Source organism: Chromobacterium sp. IIBBL 290-4 (assembly GCF_024207115.1).
Lineage (GTDB): Bacteria > Pseudomonadota > Gammaproteobacteria > Burkholderiales > Chromobacteriaceae > Chromobacterium.
Genome location: NZ_CP100128.1, coordinates 2,672,486 through 2,692,244 on the forward strand (window position 1 = coordinate 2,672,486; position 19,759 = coordinate 2,692,244).

A 19,759-nucleotide genomic window follows, 5' to 3' on the forward strand; every position below is an offset into this window, starting at 1 on the left:
TTGCGGATCTGCCATGAGCGCTCAAAAACACTCGACAGCTCCCAGCCATTGCGCCAATTGCGATCAGCCGATCGACAATCAGTATTGCCCGGCATGCGGCCAGAAAACCCATATCGAGATCCCCTCGCTATGGGAATTCATCCATGAATATCTGCACCACTATGTCAGCCTGGAAGGCGCGTTGACGCGCAGTCTGCTCAAGCTCTTGTTTTTGCCGGGCAGCCTGACGGAAGAGTTTTTGAAAGGCAGGCGGCAACGATACGTCAAACCCTTTCAGCTGTATCTCAGCATCAGTTTCATTTTCTTCGTGTTGCTTGGCTTGCTGCAGGGCCCTATTGTTACGCTGGACTCTCCCGGCAAGCGCGCCGGCGAGCATGTCGCCACCCAGGCATCCACTATGCCCCCCGCGAAAGCCAGCGATGCCGATCGCGATTGGTTGGTGGCCGATGCCGACCGCGGCGCCGTGCAAATCACCCAAACCGGCAATGCGCAAGCTGACCGGTGGTTGCAGCGTTGGAGCGAGCATCTGGGGCATACGCTCAAGGCGTTTCGCGAACAGCCGGAACAGGCCAATGCCGAGTTGATGCATTCGCTGCTTGGCCATGCGCCATATGCCTTGTTCTGTCTGATGCCCTTGTTCGCCATCTTGCTATTGTTGACCTATATCGGCCGGCATCGGGTGTACGGCATGCATCTGGTGTTCACGCTGCATTTGCACGCCTGGCTGTTTTTGGTGCTGTGCCTGGGGTTTGTCTGGCCCGCGGGGTGCGGCCTGCTGTTTTTCTTCGGCACGCCCGTCTATCTATGGCTGGGTTTGCGCCGAGTGTATGGTGGAGGCGGTTTTTCGACGGCCATGCGCACGCTGCTGCTGCTGTTTTGCTATAGCTGCCTGGCGCTGATCGGCATGCTGTTGCTGTTGCTGCTGTCTTTGTAAAAAGGCGCTTCGAGCGAATCGGCGCTTGGACGGCATTGACTTTCCAAGTCTTTGATTGGATATATCTAATGCCGTCTGTCATTGTAAATGGCTAGGCCTGAAATGGGGCTGGACGGGCGGAAAATCCGCAACTTTTGCCAAATTGAGGTAGCATTTTCCCCTTTTGGCCCTGATTCCGCGCCACAACCCCTATGGAAAGATCCTGATGTCCCTGTCGGAGAAAGAGCCGGTCGGTGCCAGCGCAACCTTGTCCAGCAAAGTTTTCAACGCCCTGCGGAGGGACATTCTGCTGGGGGTGTACAAGCCTGGACAGAAGCTGTTGCTCAATGAGTTGAAGGCGCGTTACGAGGTGGGCGGCTCGCCCATCCGCGAGGCCTTGCTGCAATTGTCCTGGCACAAATACGTGGTGATGGAGCCGCAGCGCGGTTTCTGGGTGGCGCCGATTTCCCTCGACGAGCTGCGCGACATCCTGTTCGTGCGTCGCGCGCTGGCGGAGCAGGCGGTGCGGCGCTCGCTGGAGCAGGGGGACGAGGCCTGGGAGTTGGCCGTGCTGTCCAGCTATCACCGCCTCAGCCGGATGGATCTGGCCAATCCGGCGGTGGATTTGCAGGATTGGGCGGATCGTCATATGGCTTTCCACCTGGCCATCATCAATGGCGGCCATTCGCCGCTGATCATCGATCTGATGGAGTCCTTGTACAACCGTCTGGAGCGCTATCGCCACATCTGGTTCGATCCGTCCTTGCCCAGCGGGCTGCGTTATAGCGACGAAGGCGAGCATCAGGCCATCATGCAGGCGGTGCTGGCCCGCGACGTGGCGCGGACCATGGAGCTGCTGGATCAGCACTATTCTCATATCATGACCGTGGCGGAAGGGCTGACCGCGGAGTCTTTTCCCAAGCAGGCCAGTCAGGCCGTTTAGGGCCGAAGCATCCGGCGGAGCCAAGCCGCCGTAAGGGCGGCTTGGATGCAGTGCTCAGAGCTCAGGCGGCCCGATGCGGCCTTAGCGAGGCCATACTAACAAGGCGTACTGCTTCTTGCCGCGCTTGATCAGCGTATAAGCGCCGAACAGGCTGCCGTCCCGGCTCAGCTTGTCTTCTATCTGCTCGGCCTTGACGCCGTTGACCGCCACCGCGCCGCTTTGAATAAAGGTGCGCGCTTCGGTTTTGGAGGCCGCCAGGCCGCAAGCCAGCAGCGCGTCCGGCAGCGCCAACTCGCCGCTTGCGCAAGCGTGGTGGGGCAGGCCGTCTTGCGCCAATTGGGCGAAGTCTTCGGCCGACAGCTTGGCGATGTCGTTGGCGAACAGGCATTCGGTGATGCGCTGCGCGGCGGCGAGCGCCGTTTCGCCATGCACCAGCCGCGTCACCTCTTCGGCCAGGATGCGCTGGCCTTCCGGTTTGCCGTCGCGGGCGCGGTCGGCCGCCTCGATGGCGTCGATGGCCTCATTGGACAGGAAGGTGAAGTAGCGCAGGAAGCGGTAAACATCGGCGTCGGCCGCGTTCAGCCAGAACTGGTAGAACTTGTAGGGCGAGCACTTGCTCGGGTCCAGCCATACCGCATTGCCTTCGCTCTTGCCGAACTTGGTGCCGTCGCTATTGGTGATCAGCGGCATGGTCAGGCCGAAAGCCTGAACCTGGTTGACGCGGCGCACCAGGTCGATGCCGGCGGTGATGTTGCCCCACTGGTCCGAGCCGCCGATCTGCAGCCGGCAGCCGTGCTGGCGGTTCAGTTCGACGAAGTCATGGCCCTGCAGCAGGCTGTAGGAAAACTCGGTGAAGGAAATGCCCACGTCGTCGCGGTTGATGCGCTGCTGCACCGACTCCTTCTTGATCATGGCGTTGACCGAGAAATGCTTGCCGATGTCGCGCAGGAAATCGAGCACGGTCATCTGGCCGAACCAGTCGTAGTTATTGGCCATGCGCGCGGCGTTGTCGCCGTCGAAAGACAGGAAGGGCTCCACTTGGTGGCGGATTTTATCCACCCAGCCGGCCACCACGTCGGGCGTGTTCAGCTTGCGCTCGCTGGCCTTGAAGCTGGGGTCGCCTATCATGCCGGTGGCGCCGCCGACCAGCGCGATGGGGCGATGGCCGTCCATCTGGAAGCGCTTGAGCAAGAGCAGCGGCACCAGGTGGCCCAGGTGCAGGCTGTCGGCGGTGGGGTCAAAACCGCAGTACAGGGTGATGTGTTCGCGGGAAAGCAGCTCGTCCAAAGCGGCGGCGTCGGTCACCTGGGAAATCAGGCCCCGCGCTTGCATATCACGGATTAAAGTCGATTGTTTCAATTTTTTACCTCCATTGCATAAGGTGCGACTTAGGCTCCGATAGAAAGTTCCGCCGGAGCCCTCGCGCCTTGATCGACGTCACGAGTGGCTCGCGCGTCCCTATCGTGTCGGGTCTTAGAACACTGGCAGACGGCCTTGCATCACCAGAATCTGGAACAGGATGATCAGCAGGCCGGCGCCGCCTATCGCCCAGTGCAGCGCGCCGCCGCCGCTGACCCGGTAGGCCGGGCTGTAATCGTCCTGGCCGCGCAGCTTGATCAACGCGGACACCGGGAACAGCACCGCCAGAATGGTCAGGAAAATCGCGGCCGCGCCCAGCGCCGTCACAAAGCCCTTGGGGAAGAACAGCGCGAAGATCAGCGGCGGCAGATAGGTCACCAGCGCGGTCTGCAGCCGCTCGCGGGCGGCGTCGCCGCGGCGCAGCGTGCTGGCCATGGCGTCGAACAAGCCCAGCGACACGCATAAATAAGAGGTGAACAGCGCGATCGACGAAAACGCCGACAGCAGCGTAGGCACTTGCGGGTTTTGCACCAGCGCGTGGAATTCGTCCAGGAACATGCCCACCGAGCCCTTATGCGCCGAAATGGCCTGAAAACTGTGGTCGCCGAAGCGCGGCAGGGCGCCCAGGGTATTGAACACCCACAGGGTATAGACGGCGAGCGGAATCAGGCTGCCGGCGATGAACACATTGCGCAGCAGGCGCGGCTTGTCGGCGCCCAGGTATTTGACCATGCTGGGCACGCTGCCGTGAAAGCCGAAGGCGGTGAGGAACATCGGGATGGCGGCCAGCATGTATTTGGCCGAATCGCCGCCGTTGCTGAGATTGCCGCTGGCCACATAGGGCTGGATGGACAGGCTCAGCGCCAGGAAAATCAGGATGTTCAGGCTGAACAGCAGGCGGTTGACCTTGTCCACCGCCGTGGTGCTGGCGAAGACGATCAGGCCGATCAGCACGGTGAAGCCCAGCGAAACCAGCTTGGGCGGCAGCGACAGGCCCAGATAATGGTGCAGATTGGATTCGTAAGTGGAGCCGCCGCCGGAGATATAGGCGGAAGACAGCGCGTACAGCAGCAGCAACAGGCTGGCGTTGATGACATACAGGCCCTTGGGGCCGAACAGGGTCTTGGCGATGACGTCGAAACCGCTGCCTTCGGGGAAGGCCAGGCACACTTCCAGCAGCATCAGGCCGGTATAGGTCATCAGCGCCCAGATCAGCAGCAGGGTCAGGCTGGCGAAGCCGAAGCCCATGCCGGCGGAAACCAGCGGCAGCGCCAACATGCCGGCGCCAAGCATGGTGCCGGAAATCAGCAAGGTGGCGCCCAGCGCCTTGAAATTGACTTGCATGGAAAATCCTCAGCCATCCTTCACGAACAGAAGGATGCGTTCATAGAAACCGGACAAACTCATCGGTGGGATAGGGTCCTGAATTGAAAAGCCGCTCCGGCGGCGAAACCGGAGCGGCAAGGGGTTTAAGCGGCGATGCGGGCGGGCGCGGCCGGCTTTTCCTTATCTTCCATGTCGACGATCTGGGCCAGCTTGGCGGTGAACACGTCCTGCAATTGTTCCCAGTAGGCGTCGAAGTCTTCGGCCTTGCGCAGGAAGTGGGTCATCACCGCGGCGCGCAGAATGTAGACGCTGGCCACCTTGTCCCATTCCTCGCGGCTGAAGCCGCGGCCTTGCACGTAGTGCCACGGGGTGTCGCCGTACTCTTCCACCGTCAGCGAGGTGGACGAGGTCAGGAAGTCGTTGGTGTAGGTGCGGCCCGAAGCGTAGGAGCAGATCTCGTACATCTTCTTGTTCAGGCGGTTGTGGTCTTCCAGGCGGTCGTTGCCGATTTCCTTGAAGGTGAAGTTCACCATATGGAAGTCCGGATGCATGATGGGGCGCACTTCGAACTGGCGCTTGCCGACCGTCAGCGGGCGGGCGCAGGCCAGGCGCTGGGCGAACCAATCGCCAGTGACGATGCCGCGGCCGATCACCTTGCCGTAGCCGGAGATATTGAGCGGCACCAGGCGGTGGGCGGCCCAGACGGCGGCGGCGGTGGCGCCGGCCTTGGAGCCTTCCATGATGGAGGAGCCCAGCACCACCTTGGTGTCGGCGCCGGCTTCTTCATCCACTTCTTCGAACACATAGGCGGCGTGGTAGGAGATCAGGTCGACAATGCGCTTGTCCTTCATGCACACCGCGCCGGCGGCGTACTGGATGTAGCCCACCTTGTGCGGGTCGACGGTGATGGAGTCGGCTTCGGCCATGGCCTTGAAGCCTTCGTACACCGCGCGCTTCGGCCAAGTCACGCCTTCCGGGATGATGTCTTCGGCGCGGTAGCGGGCCACCAGCTTGTCGTAGTCCATGAACTGGTCGTTTTCGTCCAGGAACATGGCGCGCACATAGCCGCCGTAAGCCGCGTCGACATGCACGTAGAAGGACACGCCGTGTTTCTGTTCGCACTCGGCGCGCAGCTTGATCACTTCGTCGACATGGTCGATCGAGCCTTCTTCGGTGGTGCCGACGACCGACACCATCGCCAGGATGGGCTGGCCTTCTTCGATCAGCTTGAAGGTGATCTCGCGCATCTTGGCCACGTCGGTGCGGTAGTTCTCGTCCACCGGCAGCGGCACTACGTGTTCCTGGCCGATGCCCAGCACGTCCATCGCCTTCATCCACGAGTAGTGCTTGGATTGCGGCACCAGGATCTTGCCCAGCGAGCCTTGCTTGATGCCCACGCCGCGGCAGGACAGCGCGCGGATTTCCTCGAAGATGCCGCGCTTTTTCAATTCGTCGGTCAGGTCGAGCACGGCGGACGGCGCCATGTTCAGCAGCTCTTTTTCGCTCTTGCCGGCCACCAGGTCGCGGGCCTTGTCGTGCTGGGCGATGGCCAGCGGCATGGTCTTCAGATTGCGGGCCACCCACATGCCTTCGTAGTTGGCCACGGTGCCGCCGGAGGTGATGTGGCCCCAGGCGCGCTTGACGTCATAGCCGAACATGCGGCACAGGTCGAGGCCGGCTTCCACTTCCAGTTCGGTGGTGGTCGGCGAAGCTTCGTGGGCGCAGTTGTTCGGGTTGTACATCATGGTCATCACGTACGCCAGGTTGGAAACCATCAGCGTGTCGGCGTTCATATGGCCGAGGTAGCGCGGCGAGAACCAGGGCACCGAGGTGTTCTTCAGCTTGGACGACAGCTGGCGCAGGATGCCTTCGGTGCGGTACAGCGTTTGGCGGAAGTCGGTGGCGTGCTGCTCGACCGGGCTCACCAGGGCCGGGTCTTCCGGGTGGAAGTCGGCGCGCCAGTGCAGGTGCTCGGTCACGGCGTATTCCATCATTTCCTTGAAGAACACGCGGTTTTCGGATTTGGGGCCCAGGAACAGGGCGTCGACGTTCAGTCCGGTATTTTGCTTGCTAGTCATTGCTGCAACTTTCTAAATGAAATCTCGGGTTCGAATCGGCCGGGCTTATTTGCCTTCGGCGGAGCGGGCTTTGGCCGCGGGAGAGGTGTTGGGCGCCACGCCGGCCGACACGCGGGCCTGCTTGGCTTTCTGGCCGTAGGCGTACACCAGGAAGGGGATCACCAGCATCACCACCAGGCCGATCAGCTGGAACTGCAGATAGACGCTGCCGGAGCCTTTGAAGCTGCCCGGCGGGATAAAGCCCAGGTAGCCGGCCAGCAAGGAGATGGCGAGGCCGAGGCCGGAGCAGATCCACATGCCGGCATTGCCGCCGGGCACCTTGAAGCTGCGTTCCACATCAGGGCGCTTGTAGCGCAGATAGATGGCGGCCGAGAACATGAACAGATAGGCCACCAGATAGACCAGGCCGGTCAGGCCCATCAACATGAAGTAGAAGTTGTCGACATTGGGCATCACGGTGATCAGGATGCCGACCAGGGTGATGGCGAAGGCCTGGATCAGCACCAGGGTCACCGGCACGCCGTGGGCGTTGGTCTTTTGCAGGAATTGCGGCAGCGCGCCTGAGTCGGCGGTTGCTTGCAGGCCGCGCACCGGGCCGAGCACCCAGGAGTTCACCTGGCCGACCAGGCCGAGGCCGATGCACAAGCCCATGACTGGCGCGAGCCAGCCCATGCCCCATTGATTGAAGTAGAGCTCGAACGCCTGCATCAGGCCGGCGGTCATCGAGATCTTTTCCTTGGGGATGGCGACGAAGATGGCGGCGGAGCCGATCACCGACAGCAACACCATGATCACCGACACCAGGATGATGGCGATCGGATAGTTGCGGCGCGCGTCCTTGATGGAGGAGACATTGGAAGCGGAAACCTCCATGCCCATCACCACGAAGATGAAGCCGATGAACAGGCCCAGCGTGCCGCTGTCGCTGAAGCTGGGCACCAGATTGTTCCAGCTCAAGGACACGTCGGTCATGATGGGGTGGCCGCTGGCCAGATAGGCGATGCCGCAGCCGATCAGCACGATGCCGGGCAGGAACACGCCCAGGCTCACGCAGATGGTGGAAACCCAGCCCAGCGTTTTCACGCCGCGCATATTGACCAGGGTGCAGCCCCACCAGATGCCCGCGATCATGGCCAGCATGTATAGCTTGTTGCTGGCCAGCGCCGGGTCGAACACATAGGCGAAGGTGGCGGCGATCACCATGATGATCGAGGTCATGCCGAACACCATCTGGATCCACTGCATCCAGACGGCGACAAAACCCATGCGCTCGCCGAAGGCTTCGCGCACCCAGATGAACAGGCCGCCGTCTTGCGGCCAGGCGGTGGCGAGCTCGGCGGAAACCAGCGCGGTCGGCACCAGGAACAGCAGGGCGGCGGCCAGCGTCAGGAACAGGGTCATCATGCCAGGCTGTGCGGTCATGGGCAGCGTGCGGACGCTGACCACGACGGCTGCCGTGATCATGACGAAGGTAAAGACGCCGATCTTGGCGGGCGCCTTGTCAGGGGTCGTCATTGCGGAACTCCATCGAGGATTAAAACGAAAGAATTAAAAATTTCGAAAATCGTACATTCGTTCGATGGAATGTTAATTTGACGACAATCAACATCGTAAAAATTGAATATATCGATATGATAATTAAATTTCGAAATTTTTAAGCTAAGAGAACCGGCTGGCAAGGGATGCGGCGGGGAAAGGACTAGGTAAAATTTTTTTTGTGCGAATGATGCCGGGAGGCGGAAAAAAGCGGCGCGAGCGCGCAAATCGGCATGCGGGATGGGTTGTTCGCTTGGCGGAACGCTCCTTGTCGGGCAGAAGCCCACGGTTCACGGCGGCGTTCCGCCGCGATGAGGCTAAGCCTCTGAGAAGCGGTCTCCAATACCCCGTGAGCGGCCAGCCCTCCATGGTTGCCCCATAGAACCATGGCCCGCGCGGATGGTTTAAACGCCAACGCCCAGCGTGGGCAAATCCCCGCCAGCGCATGCAGGAGAGAAACGCGGAGCGGGGATTGCCCACCCTACGTCTTCGGCCCTAGGCAGGGAGCGGTAGGGCGGAAGCCCCTACGGGGCGTTCCGCCGCGATGAGGCCAGTCCCCACGAAGCGTTCCGCCGCGATGAGGCCAAGCCTCTACGAAGCGTCCAATACCCCGCGCAGCGGCCAGCCCCCCATGGTTGCCCCATAGAACCATGGTCCGCGCGGATGGCTTAAACGCCAACGCCCAGCGTGGGCAAATCCCCGCCAACGCATGCATGAGATGATGCGCGGTGAGGGGATTGCCCACCCTACGTCTTCGGCCCTAGGCAGGGAGCGGTAGGGCGGAAGCCCCTACGGGGAGTTCCGCCGCGATGAGGCCAGTCCCCACTAAGCGTTCCGCCGCGATGAGGCTAAGCCTCTGAGAAGCGGTCTCCAATACCCCGTGAGCGGCCAGCCCTCCATGGTTGCCCCATAGAACCATGGCCCGCGCGGATGGCTTAAACGCCAACGCCCAACGTGGGCAAATCCCCGCCAACGCATGCATGAGATGATGCGCGGGGATTGCCCAGCCTAGGCCTTGCGCCGTCGGCTTAGAGCGAATCGCGCGGCGCCAGGCCCTTGGGCAGCAGCAACCACAGATTGCCTTGCTGCTTCATCCGGCCTGCGTACATGCCGGCCTCGGTGCCGAAGCCCCAGAACAGGTCGGCGCGCAGCGCGCCCTTGATGGCGCTGCCGGTGTCTTGCGCGTGAACCAGCCTTTGCAGCGGCTCGGTGGAGTGCGGCCAGGTGGTGGACAGGTAAACCGGCGCGCCCAGCGGGATGTAGCGCGGATCGACGGCGATGCTGTAGCCGCCGGTCAGCGGCACGCCCAGCGCGCCTATCGGGCCGCCGTTGTCGCCCGGCAGCGTCTTGAAGAAGATATAGCTGGGGTTGACCGCCAACAGCTCGTCGCGGCGCTGCGGGTTTTTCGCCAGCCAGTCCTTGATGCCCTGCATGGAGGCGTCGGACAGCTTCATCTCGCCCTTGTCCACCAGCCATTTGCCTATCGACTGGTAGCCATAGCCATTTTGGTCGGCGAAACCGACGTGCAGGAAGCTGCCGTCGTCCAGCTGGATGCGGCCGGAGCCCTGCACTTGCAGGAAGAACAGCTCGACCGGGTCTTCCACCCAGGCGATCACCGGCGCGCTGCCGGCGATGCTGCCTTGATTGATGTCGCCGCGGGTGAAGTAGGGCAACAGGCGCGAGCCGGACAGGCGACCTTTCAGGCGGATGCCGCGCGGGTCGACGGGAAAGTCCGCCGGATTGATCTCGATATTGCCGCCCGCCGCCAACACCAGGCGGCCCGGACCGGCCTGCTTGGCGCGCAGCGTGCCGCGGCCGCGCTGGCTCATCGGCACATCCACGCTCACCATATCGCGCGGCACGCCGTACACCGGCCAGGGCGTGCGCTCGGAGCGGCTCAGGCTGCCGTTGAGCAGCGGTTCGTAGTAGCCGGTGATCAGGCCGCTGTCGCGGCTGCCGTCATTGAGTTTCCAGGCGGTGAAACGGTTTTCGAAGAAACGTCTGGCTGCGTCGCCGTCATTGGCCGCCAGCGTGCCGGCCTCGCGGCAGACTGCGCTCCAGGCGGTTTTTTTCTGCAGTGTCCGGCAGCTTTGTCTCAAACCTTGCAGCGTTTCGCCCAGATTCTGGCTGGACCAGCCCGGCAGGGCCGCGGGCGTGTCGCTGGCGGCGCTGGAGGCGGGATAAGACGGAGTGGCGGGGCGGCTGCCGGTGGGGGCGGTGGAACAACCGGCCAGCGCCGCGAGCGCCAGCCATAGCGGCCAGCTTTTCAGGGAAAGTATCTGCTTCATGCCATCAGGCCCTGCGGCCTTCTCTTCGGTGAGGGTTAGGATTGTAACGCGCCGGCAGGTTATCGCGGCTACGCGCTTGCGAATGATGTGAAGTCATCGAGTTGCAACAAAACGGAAAAGTTTCCCAGCTAACATATCGTCGTTCCGTGTGGTCCGCCGGCCGGATGCCGGTGTTTGTCGCGAGAAATTTGGAGAAAGAAGATGAAACAAGTTGCAAGCCGTACCCTGTTGCTGGCCGCGCTGGCCTTCTCCGGCGCCTTTGCCACCCATGCTTACGCCGAAGGCGCCGCCGCGGTGGCCGAACCGACCGACGAACAGCTGGCTGCGGTTGTGAAGCAGGCGCTGGACGCCGATCCGGAGCTGAAGGCGCTGGATCTGAAGGTGAGCAGCAAGAAGGGCGAAGTGACCATTGAAGGCCAGATGAACGAAGATCAGCAAATGTTCAAGGCCGGCCAGATCGCCGAGCAGGTGCCGGGCGTCAAGTTCGTCATCAACAAGATGGAACAAAAGGGCTGATCCTCCCCGCAGGCGAGGGAATGTGCGAGAAGCCGGACAATGTCCGGCTTCTTCGCATTCGCACGGTGTTGCCGTCTTGAGCGCTAGGCCTCCAGCGCCAGTAGCTCGGCTATGGTCTGGCGGCGGCGGATCTGCCGCGCCTCGCCGCCGTCTATCAGCACCTCGGCCAATAAGGGGCGGCTATTGTAGTTGGACGACATGGTCGCGCCGTAAGCGCCGGTGTCGTGGAACACCATCAAATCGCCCACCTGGGCCGGCGGCAGCGGGCGGGTTTCCACCGTGCCGCCCTCCTGCTGGGTGAACACGTCGCCGGACTCGCACAAGGGGCCGGCCACCACGGTGTCTATCCGGCCGGTCTTTTCCACGCCCTGAGCATCCAGCAGCGTGATGTGGTGATAGCTGCCGTACAGCGAGGGGCGCATCAGGTCGTTGAAGCCGGCGTCCACCAGCACGAAATGGCGGCTGCCCATATTCTTGACCGCGCGCACCTCGGCCAGCAGCGCGCCGGATTCGGCCACCAGGAAACGGCCGGGCTCGATTTCCAGCCGCACCGGATGGCCCAGGCTGGCCTCGATACGCTTGCGCGCCGTGTCCCATAGCTGGAAGTAATGCTGGGTGTCGATGCGGCTGTCGCCGTCGCGGTAGGGGATGGACAGGCCGCCGCCGGCGGAAATGGCTTCGATGTCGCAGCCCAGCCGCGCCACCAGCTCCACCATGGCGCCGCAAACCTGCTCCAGATGGCCGTAGTCGACGCCGGAGCCGATATGCATGTGGATGCCGACCAGCTTCAGTCCGTATTGTTTGATCGCCTGCAGCGCCTCGGCCAGATCGCCGTGCCAGATGCCGTGCTTGCTGTTTTCGCCGCCGGTATTGGTTTTCTGGCTGTGGCCGTGGCCGAAGCCGGGATTGATGCGCAGCCATACCGGATGGCCGGAGGCGGCCTCGCCCAGCTGGCGCAGCATGTCGATGGAGCCGGCGTTGACCGGAATGCCTGCCGAAACCACCTTGGCCAGCGTGGCGCGGTCCAGCACATCGGCGGTGAAAACGATGTCGGACGGCTCCGCGCCGCCGCCTTGATAGCCGGCGGTCAGCGCGCGCTCGATCTCGCCCAGCGACACCGCGTCCACTTTCACCCCCTGTTCCCGCATCAGCCGCAGGATATGGGTGTTGGAGTTGGCTTTCTGCGCATAGCGGATCACGTCGAACGCTTTCAGTTCTGCGATGCGGCTACGTATGGTGTCGGCGTGGTACACCCACAGCGGCGCGCCGTATTGGCGGGCGATGGCGGCGAGCTGGCGTTGGTCGAAGGCGTGCATGGCGAGGCTCCAATAGCGATAGCCCATCTTCGTTCCAATCCACACAAAAATAAAATAGCAATTTGTCGATTAACCTTTCATTTATGATATGGATAAGACATTTTGCGGGGGCTGGGCGCGATGGCGGTCAATTTGCGGCATATCGAGATTTTCCGGGCGGTGATGACCTCCGGCAGCGTCAGCGGCGCGGCGCGGCTGCTGCACACTTCGCAGCCCACCATCAGCCGCGAGCTGGCGCGTTGCGAGCAACTGCTGGGGCTGATCCTGTTCGAGCGCGCCCATGGCCGTTTAAGGCCGACGCAGCAGGCGCTGCAATTGTTCGCCGAGGTGGAGCGCAGCTTCGCCGGCCTGGATCGCATCGTCGCCAGCGCGGCGGCCATCCGCCAGTTCGCCGGCGGCCAGCTGGCCATCGCCAGCCTGCCGGTGTTCGCCCAGTCTTTGTTGCCGGCGGCCTGCGCCGACTTCATCGCCGGCTTTCCCGATGTCGGCGTCGATATCACGCCGCTGGAGTCGCCTTGGCTGGAGGAAGGCTTGTCGGCGCAGCGTTTCGACCTGGGGCTGGCGGAGCAGCCGCAGGCGCCGGCGGGCTGCCAGGCCATGGCCTTGTGGCAAGGGGATGAGCTATGCGTCTTGCCGGCGGGGCATGCGCTGGCGCAGAGGCCGCTGCTGGAAGCGAGCGACTTCGCCGGCTTGTCCTTCATCAGCCTGGCGGCCAGCGACAGTTATCGGCAGCAAGTGGACGCCTGGTTCGCGGCCGAGGGCGTGGCGCGCAAGATGCAGCTGTCCAGCCATAGCGCGGCCTCGGTGTGCGAGATGGTGAAGCTGGGCCTGGGCGTGGCCATCGTCAATCCGCTGAGCGCCTTGTCGGCGGGAGAGGGGCTGATCGTGCGGCGCTTGAGGGTGTCGATTCCTTTTGGCTTGCATTTGGCCCTGCCGCAGTTCCGGCCGGCTTCGCCCTTGCCCTTGAGATTCATCGACGCGCTGCGCGAGCGGGTGTCGAATTTGGACGCGGAGTTGGCGGCGAGACTGAGTTTGGGGTGATGGGTTCCAAATGGCGGGGATTCGCAGCAATATTTCTTAATATTCCGCTTGGTTAATATAATCTTTCCCTGATCTGCGCATTTCATCCCAACAAGTGTTCGTTTTATGGTTTGACGTGGAGATGATTTCTTTGCTTATGGCATATTGTTGCCATGTTTGGCCGCCAAAGATTGACAGCGGGGGCGACTTGCTTCATCAATAGTTAACAAATGCTATCTCGGGATAGAAAAAAGCGGGGATTGTTGCGCTTTCCCATTTGATAGCAATAGCTTGCGTTAATTTCAGTAGTGACCACTGTCTGTCTCACCTTGGCGTGAAGGCGATGGCCTGCGCGTCTAGCGTCTGTCGGCATCGCCATCCTTTGCGGGAGCGCCTCACGGGTCCGCGGCAGTTCTGGAATCACAAGGAACTCATTATGTCTTCGACCGCGCTCAATCCCTTGCGGCAGCCCAAGCCGTTTTATCTGATCTTTTCGATCGAATTCTGGGAACGTTTTGGCTTCTACGGCCTGCAGGGCATCCTGGCTGTTTATCTCGTCAAGGCCCTGGGCCTGCGCGAGGCTGAATCGTTCACGCTGTTTTCCGCCTTCATCGCGCTGGTGTATGGCCTGGTGGCCGTCGGCGGCTGGCTGGGCGACAAGGTGCTGGGCACCCGCCGCACCATTCTGCTGGGCGCGCTGGTGTTGACTGCCGGCTATGCCATGGTGACCGCCTCGGCCGGCAATATCAGCCTGCTGTATCTGGGCATGGGCACCATCGCGGTGGGCAACGGCCTGTTCAAGGCCAACCCGTCCTCGCTGCTGTCCAAGTGTTACGAGGAAAACGATCCCCGCTTGGACGGCGCCTTCACCATGTACTACATGGCGATCAATGTCGGCTCGCTGCTGTCCATGCTGGCCACGCCGTGGCTGGCTGACCAGTTCGGCTACGCCCATGCCTTCGCGCTGTCGGTGGTGGGCATGATGATCACCGTGGTCAACTTCCTGCTGATGCAGGGCTGGGTGAAGGATTACGGTTCCGAAGCCGACTTCCGCACCCCGAAGCTGACGACTTGGCTGGCCGTGCTGGCCGGCGTGGTGGTGGCCTGCGGCGGCGCCGCCTTGCTGCTGAAGCATGAAATCATCGCCAATGTGGTGCTGGGCGTGCTGTCGGCCGGCGTGATCGGCCTCTTCGTCAAGGAAACGCTGCTGCTCAAGGGCTCCGAGCGCAAGAAGATGATCGTGGCCGCCATCCTGATGCTGCAGGCAACCGTGTTCTTCGTGCTGTACAACCAGATGCCGCTGTCGCTGAATTTCTTCGCCATCCACAATACCGAACATAATCTGTTCGGCATCGCGGTGCAGCCGGAGCAGTTCCAGTCGCTGAATCCGTTCTGGATCATGCTGGCCAGCCCCTTGCTCGCCATCTGCTACAACAAGCTGGGCAATCGCCTGCCCATGCCGCACAAGTTCGCCATCGGCATGGTGCTGTGCGCCGGCGCCTTCCTGGTGCTGCCGCTGGGCGCCAAGTACGCCAACGCCCAGGGCATGGTGTCGTCCAACTGGATGGTGCTGAGCTATCTGCTGCAGAGCATTGGCGAGCTGCTGATTTCCGGTCTGGGCCTGGCCATGGTGGCGCAATTGGTGCCGCAGCGCTTGATGGGCTTCATCATGGGCGCCTGGTTCCTCACCTCGGCCGCGTCTTCGGTGATCGCCGGTTGGGTGGCCGGCCTGACCGCCGCGCCGGACAACGTCACCAACCCGCTGGTCACGCTGGAAATCTACAGCCGCGTATTCACCCAGATCGGCGTGGTGACGGGCGGGATCGCGTTGTTGACCATCATCATCGCGCCGTGGCTGCATCGGATGACGCTGGGCGAAAAGCAAGAGCAGCCTGAGCACGAAATGGCGCTGGACGCCCGCTAAGCCAAGCTTGGCAATCCAAAACGGGGACCGCACGGTCCCCGTTTTTTTATCCTTCCAGCCGGCGGCTCCAGTCTTCCAACTGGCCGCTTTCCAGTCTTTTCTCGATCAGCGTTCGCCACGACTCCACCAACGGCAGTTTGGCCGCCTCAAGCAGCAGCTCCCGCTCCAGTCCGCGCTGGTAGAACACTTCGGCCAGCCGCGCCAAGCTCCACTCGGGATGTGGGCGGGCCTGCAGCCGTATATCATCGCCGGCGCCGATCTCGCCGCTTTGCAACACCCGGCAATACCAGCCGGTGCGGCCGCTGTCCTGCAGGCGCTTGGCCATATCGCGCTGGTCCAGGCGATGGTTGAGCTTCCAGCAAGGCTGGCGGCCCTGGGATATCTCCAGCACCGCGGCGCCTATGGCCAACTGGTCGCCCAGGCATAGCGTGCTTTCATCCACGCCCAGGGTGCTGATGTTCTCGCCGAAGGCGCCGGGCTGGCGCAGCACCGGCCGCGCGCCGATGTCTTCGCGCCAGCGGGCGTAGTGTTCGAAGGCGTAAAGGTGCAGCGCCTTGTGCGGGCCGCCGTGAAAACGCGGGTCGCCTTGCTCGTCGCCGTCCAAGCCCAGCTCTCCCGCGTAGACGCGGCCGCTGGCCGGCTGTTTGGCGATGGCGCTGACCGCGCCGGGGCGGACGAAGGGCGCGGCTTTGCCGGTCAGCACCGCCAGCACCGATCCTATGATGGGCGCTTGGCTCATTCCACCAGCTCCAGCACCACGCGCTTGTTGCGCGCGCCTTTGCTTTCTATCTTCTTGACCCTGACTTGGCCCACTTCGCCGGTGCGCGCCAGGTGGGTGCCGCCACAGGGCTGCAAGTCCACGCCCTCGATCTCGATCAGGCGGATTTCCGGCAGATGCAGCGGCGGGGTCACCGACATGGTGCGGATCAGCTCCGGTTGCGCCTGCAGCGCCGCGCCGCTGGTCATCTTCACCGTCACCGGCAGATCGGCCGCCACCAGCCGGTTCAGCTCGGCCTCGATCTGTTCTTTATCCAGCTCCATGCCTTCCGGCAGCGCGAAATCCAGCCGGCCGTGCTCCGCAGTCATATTGCCGCCGGTGACGCCGGCCTTGATCACAATCCCCAGCAAATGCATGCAGGTGTGGATGCGCATATGGCGGTAGCGGCGCTCCCAGTCCAGCTCCAGCGTCACCTCGGCTCCCGGCGCCAGGCGGGCGTCGCCTTCGGTTTGATGCAGGATGACGCGGGATTCGCGGTCGCGGCGGGTGTCGGCGATGCGCAGCGTCGATCCGTCCGCCAAGGTCAGCGTGGCGCTGTCGCCCGGCTGGCCGCCGCCCAGCGGATAGCACAGCGTGTCCTCCAGCGCGAGGCCGGCATCGTCGTGGCTCAGCACGCGGGTGATGAGGCGGGTTTGATAAGGATCTTGATAAAACTGTTCCATGGCGATGCGTCCTTGTTTGCTCTTGTTATGACAGATTGATGGCGCGGGTGGATATTTTCAAGTGACAACAGTGCGGACAATCGACGGTAACAGCTTGTAGTCCAAGGCCTTAGCGCCGATAATCGCCGCCAATCGATTTTCAAAGCCGTTAGCCATGCAAAGACATAATCTCGAACACTACAATCCGCCGCCGGACATAGGCCTCAACGTGGTCTACGTCGACGACTGCATGCTGGTGCTGGACAAGCCCAGCGGCCTGCTGTCGGTGCCGGGGCGCGGCGACGACAAGGCGGATTGCCTGATCAGCCGCGCGCAAAAGGTGTACCCGGACGCGCTGACCGTGCACCGCTTGGACATGGACACCTCCGGCCTGGTGGTGATGGGCCGCGGCCCGGAAATGCAGCGCGCGCTGTCCATCGCCTTCATGGACCGCAAGGTGAAGAAGCGCTATATCGCGGTGGTGGAAGGCATCGTCGAGAGCAATAGCGGCACCATAGACCTGCCGCTGATCATAGACTGGCCGAACCGGCCGCGGCAGAAGGTGGACTTCAACGAGGGCAAGGAAGCCATCACCCGTTACCGCGTGATGTTGCGCGACACCACCCGCAATGTCAGCCGGATGGAGCTGGACCCGCAGACCGGCCGCGCCCATCAGCTGCGCATGCACATGCTGCATCTGGAAGCCGGCCACCCCATTCTCGGCGACAACATCTATGCGTCGCCGGAGGTTTTGGCCAAGGCCGACCGGCTGCTGCTGCACGCTTCGCGCTTGGTATTGCGCCATCCGGTGACGTTTGAAGAGATGGAGTTCGAGGCCGCTGCGCCGTTCTGATCTTCCGGATAGGCTCGCTAAAACCGCATCGTTGCGCGACGATGCGGTTTTTTTACGCGGCAGGCGCTTCCGGCTGGTTCACATAGATCAAGGCCAGCAGCGCGATGCCGCTGAAAGCGTAGGCGCTGAATTGGCCGTTCCATTGATTGGCCCACATGGCGAAATATTCTCCGCCTATCACCGCGAAGCCGGTATGCCATACCAATATGGCCAGCGTCGCGCCCAGCGTGAAGCAGGCTTTGCCGCGGGCGAGCCAGATGCGGCGCGCCGGGCGGCATGCGGCCAGCAGCATCGCGCCGCCGGCCGCGCACAGCAGGCCGGTGGCCAGTTCGCCGGCGATGATGGCGGCGTAGGCCAGCCGCTGGATGGTTTCGCTGTGGATGGCACGGCCGCGCAAGGCTTCGCCATGGAACCAGGGCTGCATGCTGTCCATGCTCAGCACGTGGCGGACGAATTGCCAGTTGGAGTCGTAGTCCAGCAGATTGCCGCCGGCGACCATCAGGCCGAATAGGCCGATGGAGAGGGCGAGCAGGCCTTTGCTCAGCAGTTGGACGGCGCGGTGGGAGAGGAAGGGCATGATGCGCTTTCATTTTATTGGTATGAAAGCGCATCATGGGCAATGCTGTTGGGTATGCGCAAGCGCATGGTCCCTCGGTTTTATTGGCGGGCGGCGCGGATATTGTCTTGCGGCGCGGATTCCGCATTGCTGCGCCAGGGGTTGATGTCCAGGCCGCCGCGGCGGGTGTAGCGGGCGTAGACGGTGAGCTCGGTCGGCGCGCAGGCGCGCAGCACGTCGACGAAGATGCGCTCCACGCATTGCTCGTGGAATTCATTGTGCCGGCGGAAGCCTATCAGATATCTCAGCAACGCTTCGCGGTCGATTTTCGGGCCGGTGTAGCGTATCTGCACGCTGCCCCAATCCGGCTGGCCGGTGACCAGGCAGTTGGACTTCAGCAGATTGCTGCACAGCGTCTCGCTGACGATGTCGGCGGCGTCTGCCTTCAAGATCTCGGGGCAGGGCGCGTAGTTGTCCACCTCGATGTCCAGATCGTCTATATATTCGCCGGCCAGCTCTGCCACCCGTTCGGCGGCGAAGGCCTGCGGCAGCAGGATGGCAACCGAAACCTCCGCGCCGGCGGCGGCGGACAGATCGCGCGCCAGCTGGTCGGAGAGGGCGTCCACGCTGTCCATGCGGGTCTGGTTGTAGCTGTTCAGATACAGCTTGAACGATTTGGATTCGATCAAGCGGGGGCTGGCGGCCGGAATGCGGAAGGTGGCGATGCCGACTTGCGGCTTGCCTTTGGCGTTCAGCCAGGACAGCTCGAAGCCGGTCCAGATGTCCACGCCGGCAAACGGCAGCGCGGCCTCATCCACGCCTATCTCGTCGCGCTTGGTCTGGCGCGCGATCGGGAACAGCAGGCTGGGATCGTATTGATCCTGGTAGCTGACGGTTTTGCCCAGCGGCGAATGTTCGGGAGTGGTGGCATGCGTGTTCATGATGGTTTCCTTTACAGCAGACCCTTGCGCCACAGCGCCATCAGGTCCATGGTCAGCGCCACGCTGCAATGCAGCGCCACGCCCAGCCAGATTGATTTATAGCGGTAGCTGAGCAAGCCCAGCGCCGCGCCGGCTATGATGGCGGCCAGGCTTTCCAGCGCGGGTTTTTCGAAATGGATCATGCAATAAGGAATGATCATCACGAACACGGCCAGCCAGCCCAGCCTGGGCTTGAGCCCGTGCACCATATAGCCGCGGAAGAAAAACTCCAGCGCGGCGAATTGGGCGAAATACAACATCTCCCACAGCAGCCAGTGCGGCCACAGCGTTTCTCCCGGACTCAAGCGGAAGAAAGGATAGACGGCGAGAAAGCCGGGCTGCGCCGATGCCCACCATACCAGCGGCAGCATCAAGCCGTAGAACAGCGGAAACAGTTTCAGGTCGGCGCGCAGCGTGGCGCGGTCCGGCATGGCGATGCCATAGTCGGCCAGCTTGCCGCCTTTCAGCCGGATGTGCAGCAGCGGCAGCGCGACATAGCCGGCGATGCTGGCCAGCGCCCAATAGGCGACGCGGAACAGCTCGGTATGCGGATTATGCACCACGGCGGCGCGGAACCAATCGGCCGCCTGCGGCAAGGCCAGGGCCAGTGTTTGCAGCATCCAGTAGCGGTTGGCCGGATATTGCAGCCAGACCATGCACAGGCTGCTGACCAGCAATACGGTCAAAGCCTGGCGTTCGGCCTGGGGCATGGCCTTGAGCGCTTGGCGCATG

General features: G+C 62.6%; 17 protein-coding genes. 6 read left to right on the forward strand and 11 right to left on the reverse strand.

From position 1 onward, the window contains the following. Nucleotides 1–13 precede the first annotated feature (13 nt). Nucleotides 14–934 carry a DUF3667 domain-containing protein gene (locus NKT35_RS12300; protein WP_254293321.1) on the forward strand — a complete coding sequence of 307 codons (921 nt, stop codon included), beginning with the start codon at nt 14–16 and terminating at the stop codon, nt 932–934. Nucleotides 935–1,139: 205 nt separating this feature from the next. Then, a complete protein-coding gene (locus NKT35_RS12305; RefSeq protein ID WP_254293323.1) occupies nt 1,140–1,856 on the forward strand; it encodes a GntR family transcriptional regulator in 717 nt (238 codons plus the stop codon). Between the two features lie 81 nt (nt 1,857–1,937). Here the strand turns inward: NKT35_RS12305 and tyrS are convergent, their stop codons facing one another. The 5 genes from tyrS to mltA form a co-directional block, all read right to left on the reverse strand. Beyond that, the gene (gene tyrS / locus NKT35_RS12310; RefSeq protein ID WP_254293325.1) at nt 1,938–3,188 is read right to left on the reverse strand and encodes a tyrosine--tRNA ligase; all 1,251 of its coding nucleotides are present in this window, start codon (nt 3,186–3,188) and stop codon (nt 1,938–1,940) included. Between the two features lie 141 nt (nt 3,189–3,329). Next, nucleotides 3,330–4,559, reverse strand: coding sequence for an amino acid permease (locus NKT35_RS12315; protein WP_254293327.1), 1,230 nt, complete (start codon nt 4,557–4,559; stop codon nt 3,330–3,332). Between the two features lie 125 nt (nt 4,560–4,684). Beyond that, nucleotides 4,685–6,619, reverse strand: a complete 1,935-nt coding sequence (locus tag NKT35_RS12320; RefSeq protein WP_254293329.1) for a pyridoxal phosphate-dependent decarboxylase family protein — start codon at nt 6,617–6,619, stop codon at nt 4,685–4,687. A 45-nt stretch (nt 6,620–6,664) separates the two neighbouring features. After that, nucleotides 6,665–8,134: an amino acid permease gene (locus NKT35_RS12325; protein WP_254293331.1), complete on the reverse strand. Its 1,470-nt coding sequence runs from the start codon at nt 8,132–8,134 to the stop codon at nt 6,665–6,667. A 1,049-nt stretch (nt 8,135–9,183) separates the two neighbouring features. Next, nucleotides 9,184–10,443 (reverse strand): murein transglycosylase A, encoded by a 1,260-nt coding sequence (gene mltA, locus NKT35_RS12330; protein ID WP_254293333.1) that lies wholly within the window; start codon nt 10,441–10,443, stop codon nt 9,184–9,186. A 201-nt stretch (nt 10,444–10,644) separates the two neighbouring features. On the opposite strand from mltA, the gene NKT35_RS12335 reads away from it, so the two are divergent. Continuing rightward, on the forward strand, nt 10,645–10,959 hold the full coding sequence (locus tag NKT35_RS12335) for a BON domain-containing protein (RefSeq protein WP_254293335.1): 315 nt from the start codon (nt 10,645–10,647) through the stop codon (nt 10,957–10,959). A gap of 83 nt (nt 10,960–11,042) precedes the next feature. On the opposite strand, the gene lysA is transcribed toward NKT35_RS12335, so the two are convergent. After that, nucleotides 11,043–12,302 (reverse strand): diaminopimelate decarboxylase, encoded by a 1,260-nt coding sequence (gene lysA / locus NKT35_RS12340; protein WP_254293338.1) that lies wholly within the window; start codon nt 12,300–12,302, stop codon nt 11,043–11,045. 93 nt (nt 12,303–12,395) lie between these two features. On the opposite strand from lysA, the gene NKT35_RS12345 reads away from it, so the two are divergent. Further along, nucleotides 12,396–13,316, forward strand: coding sequence for a LysR family transcriptional regulator (locus NKT35_RS12345; RefSeq protein ID WP_254293339.1), 921 nt, complete (start codon nt 12,396–12,398; stop codon nt 13,314–13,316). 415 nt (nt 13,317–13,731) lie between these two features. Further along, entirely contained in the window at nt 13,732–15,219 is a 1,488-nt protein-coding gene (gene dtpA / locus NKT35_RS12350) for a dipeptide/tripeptide permease DtpA (protein WP_254293341.1), read from the forward strand. A gap of 46 nt (nt 15,220–15,265) precedes the next feature. On the opposite strand, the gene NKT35_RS12355 is transcribed toward dtpA, so the two are convergent. Together NKT35_RS12355 and NKT35_RS12360 are read right to left on the reverse strand one after the other, a co-directional pair. Next, nucleotides 15,266–15,958, reverse strand: a complete 693-nt coding sequence (locus NKT35_RS12355) for an MOSC domain-containing protein (protein ID WP_254293343.1) — start codon at nt 15,956–15,958, stop codon at nt 15,266–15,268. After that, nucleotides 15,955–16,659, reverse strand: a complete 705-nt coding sequence (locus tag NKT35_RS12360; RefSeq protein ID WP_254293345.1) for an alanyl-tRNA editing protein — start codon at nt 16,657–16,659, stop codon at nt 15,955–15,957. The genes NKT35_RS12355 and NKT35_RS12360 overlap by 4 nt, the downstream gene beginning before the upstream one ends. 154 nt (nt 16,660–16,813) lie before the next feature. Here NKT35_RS12360 and NKT35_RS12365 point away from each other — a divergent pair, with 154 nt between their 5' ends. Then, entirely contained in the window at nt 16,814–17,491 is a 678-nt protein-coding gene (locus NKT35_RS12365; RefSeq protein WP_254293347.1) for a pseudouridine synthase, read from the forward strand. 52 nt (nt 17,492–17,543) lie between these two features. Here NKT35_RS12365 and NKT35_RS12370 read toward each other — a convergent pair whose 3' ends face one another. The 3 genes from NKT35_RS12370 to NKT35_RS12380 all read right to left on the reverse strand — a co-directional run bounded on the left by NKT35_RS12370 (nt 17,544) and on the right by NKT35_RS12380 (nt 19,758). Continuing rightward, nucleotides 17,544–18,068 (reverse strand): DUF2165 family protein, encoded by a 525-nt coding sequence (locus tag NKT35_RS12370; RefSeq protein WP_254293349.1) that lies wholly within the window; start codon nt 18,066–18,068, stop codon nt 17,544–17,546. 80 nt (nt 18,069–18,148) lie between these two features. Then, nucleotides 18,149–18,988, reverse strand: coding sequence for an NADPH-dependent 7-cyano-7-deazaguanine reductase QueF (queF, locus tag NKT35_RS12375; RefSeq protein WP_254293352.1), 840 nt, complete (start codon nt 18,986–18,988; stop codon nt 18,149–18,151). An 11-nt stretch (nt 18,989–18,999) separates the two neighbouring features. Continuing rightward, entirely contained in the window at nt 19,000–19,758 is a 759-nt protein-coding gene (locus NKT35_RS12380; RefSeq protein ID WP_254293354.1) for a CPBP family glutamic-type intramembrane protease, read from the reverse strand. Between the last annotated feature and the right edge of the window lies 1 nt (nt 19,759).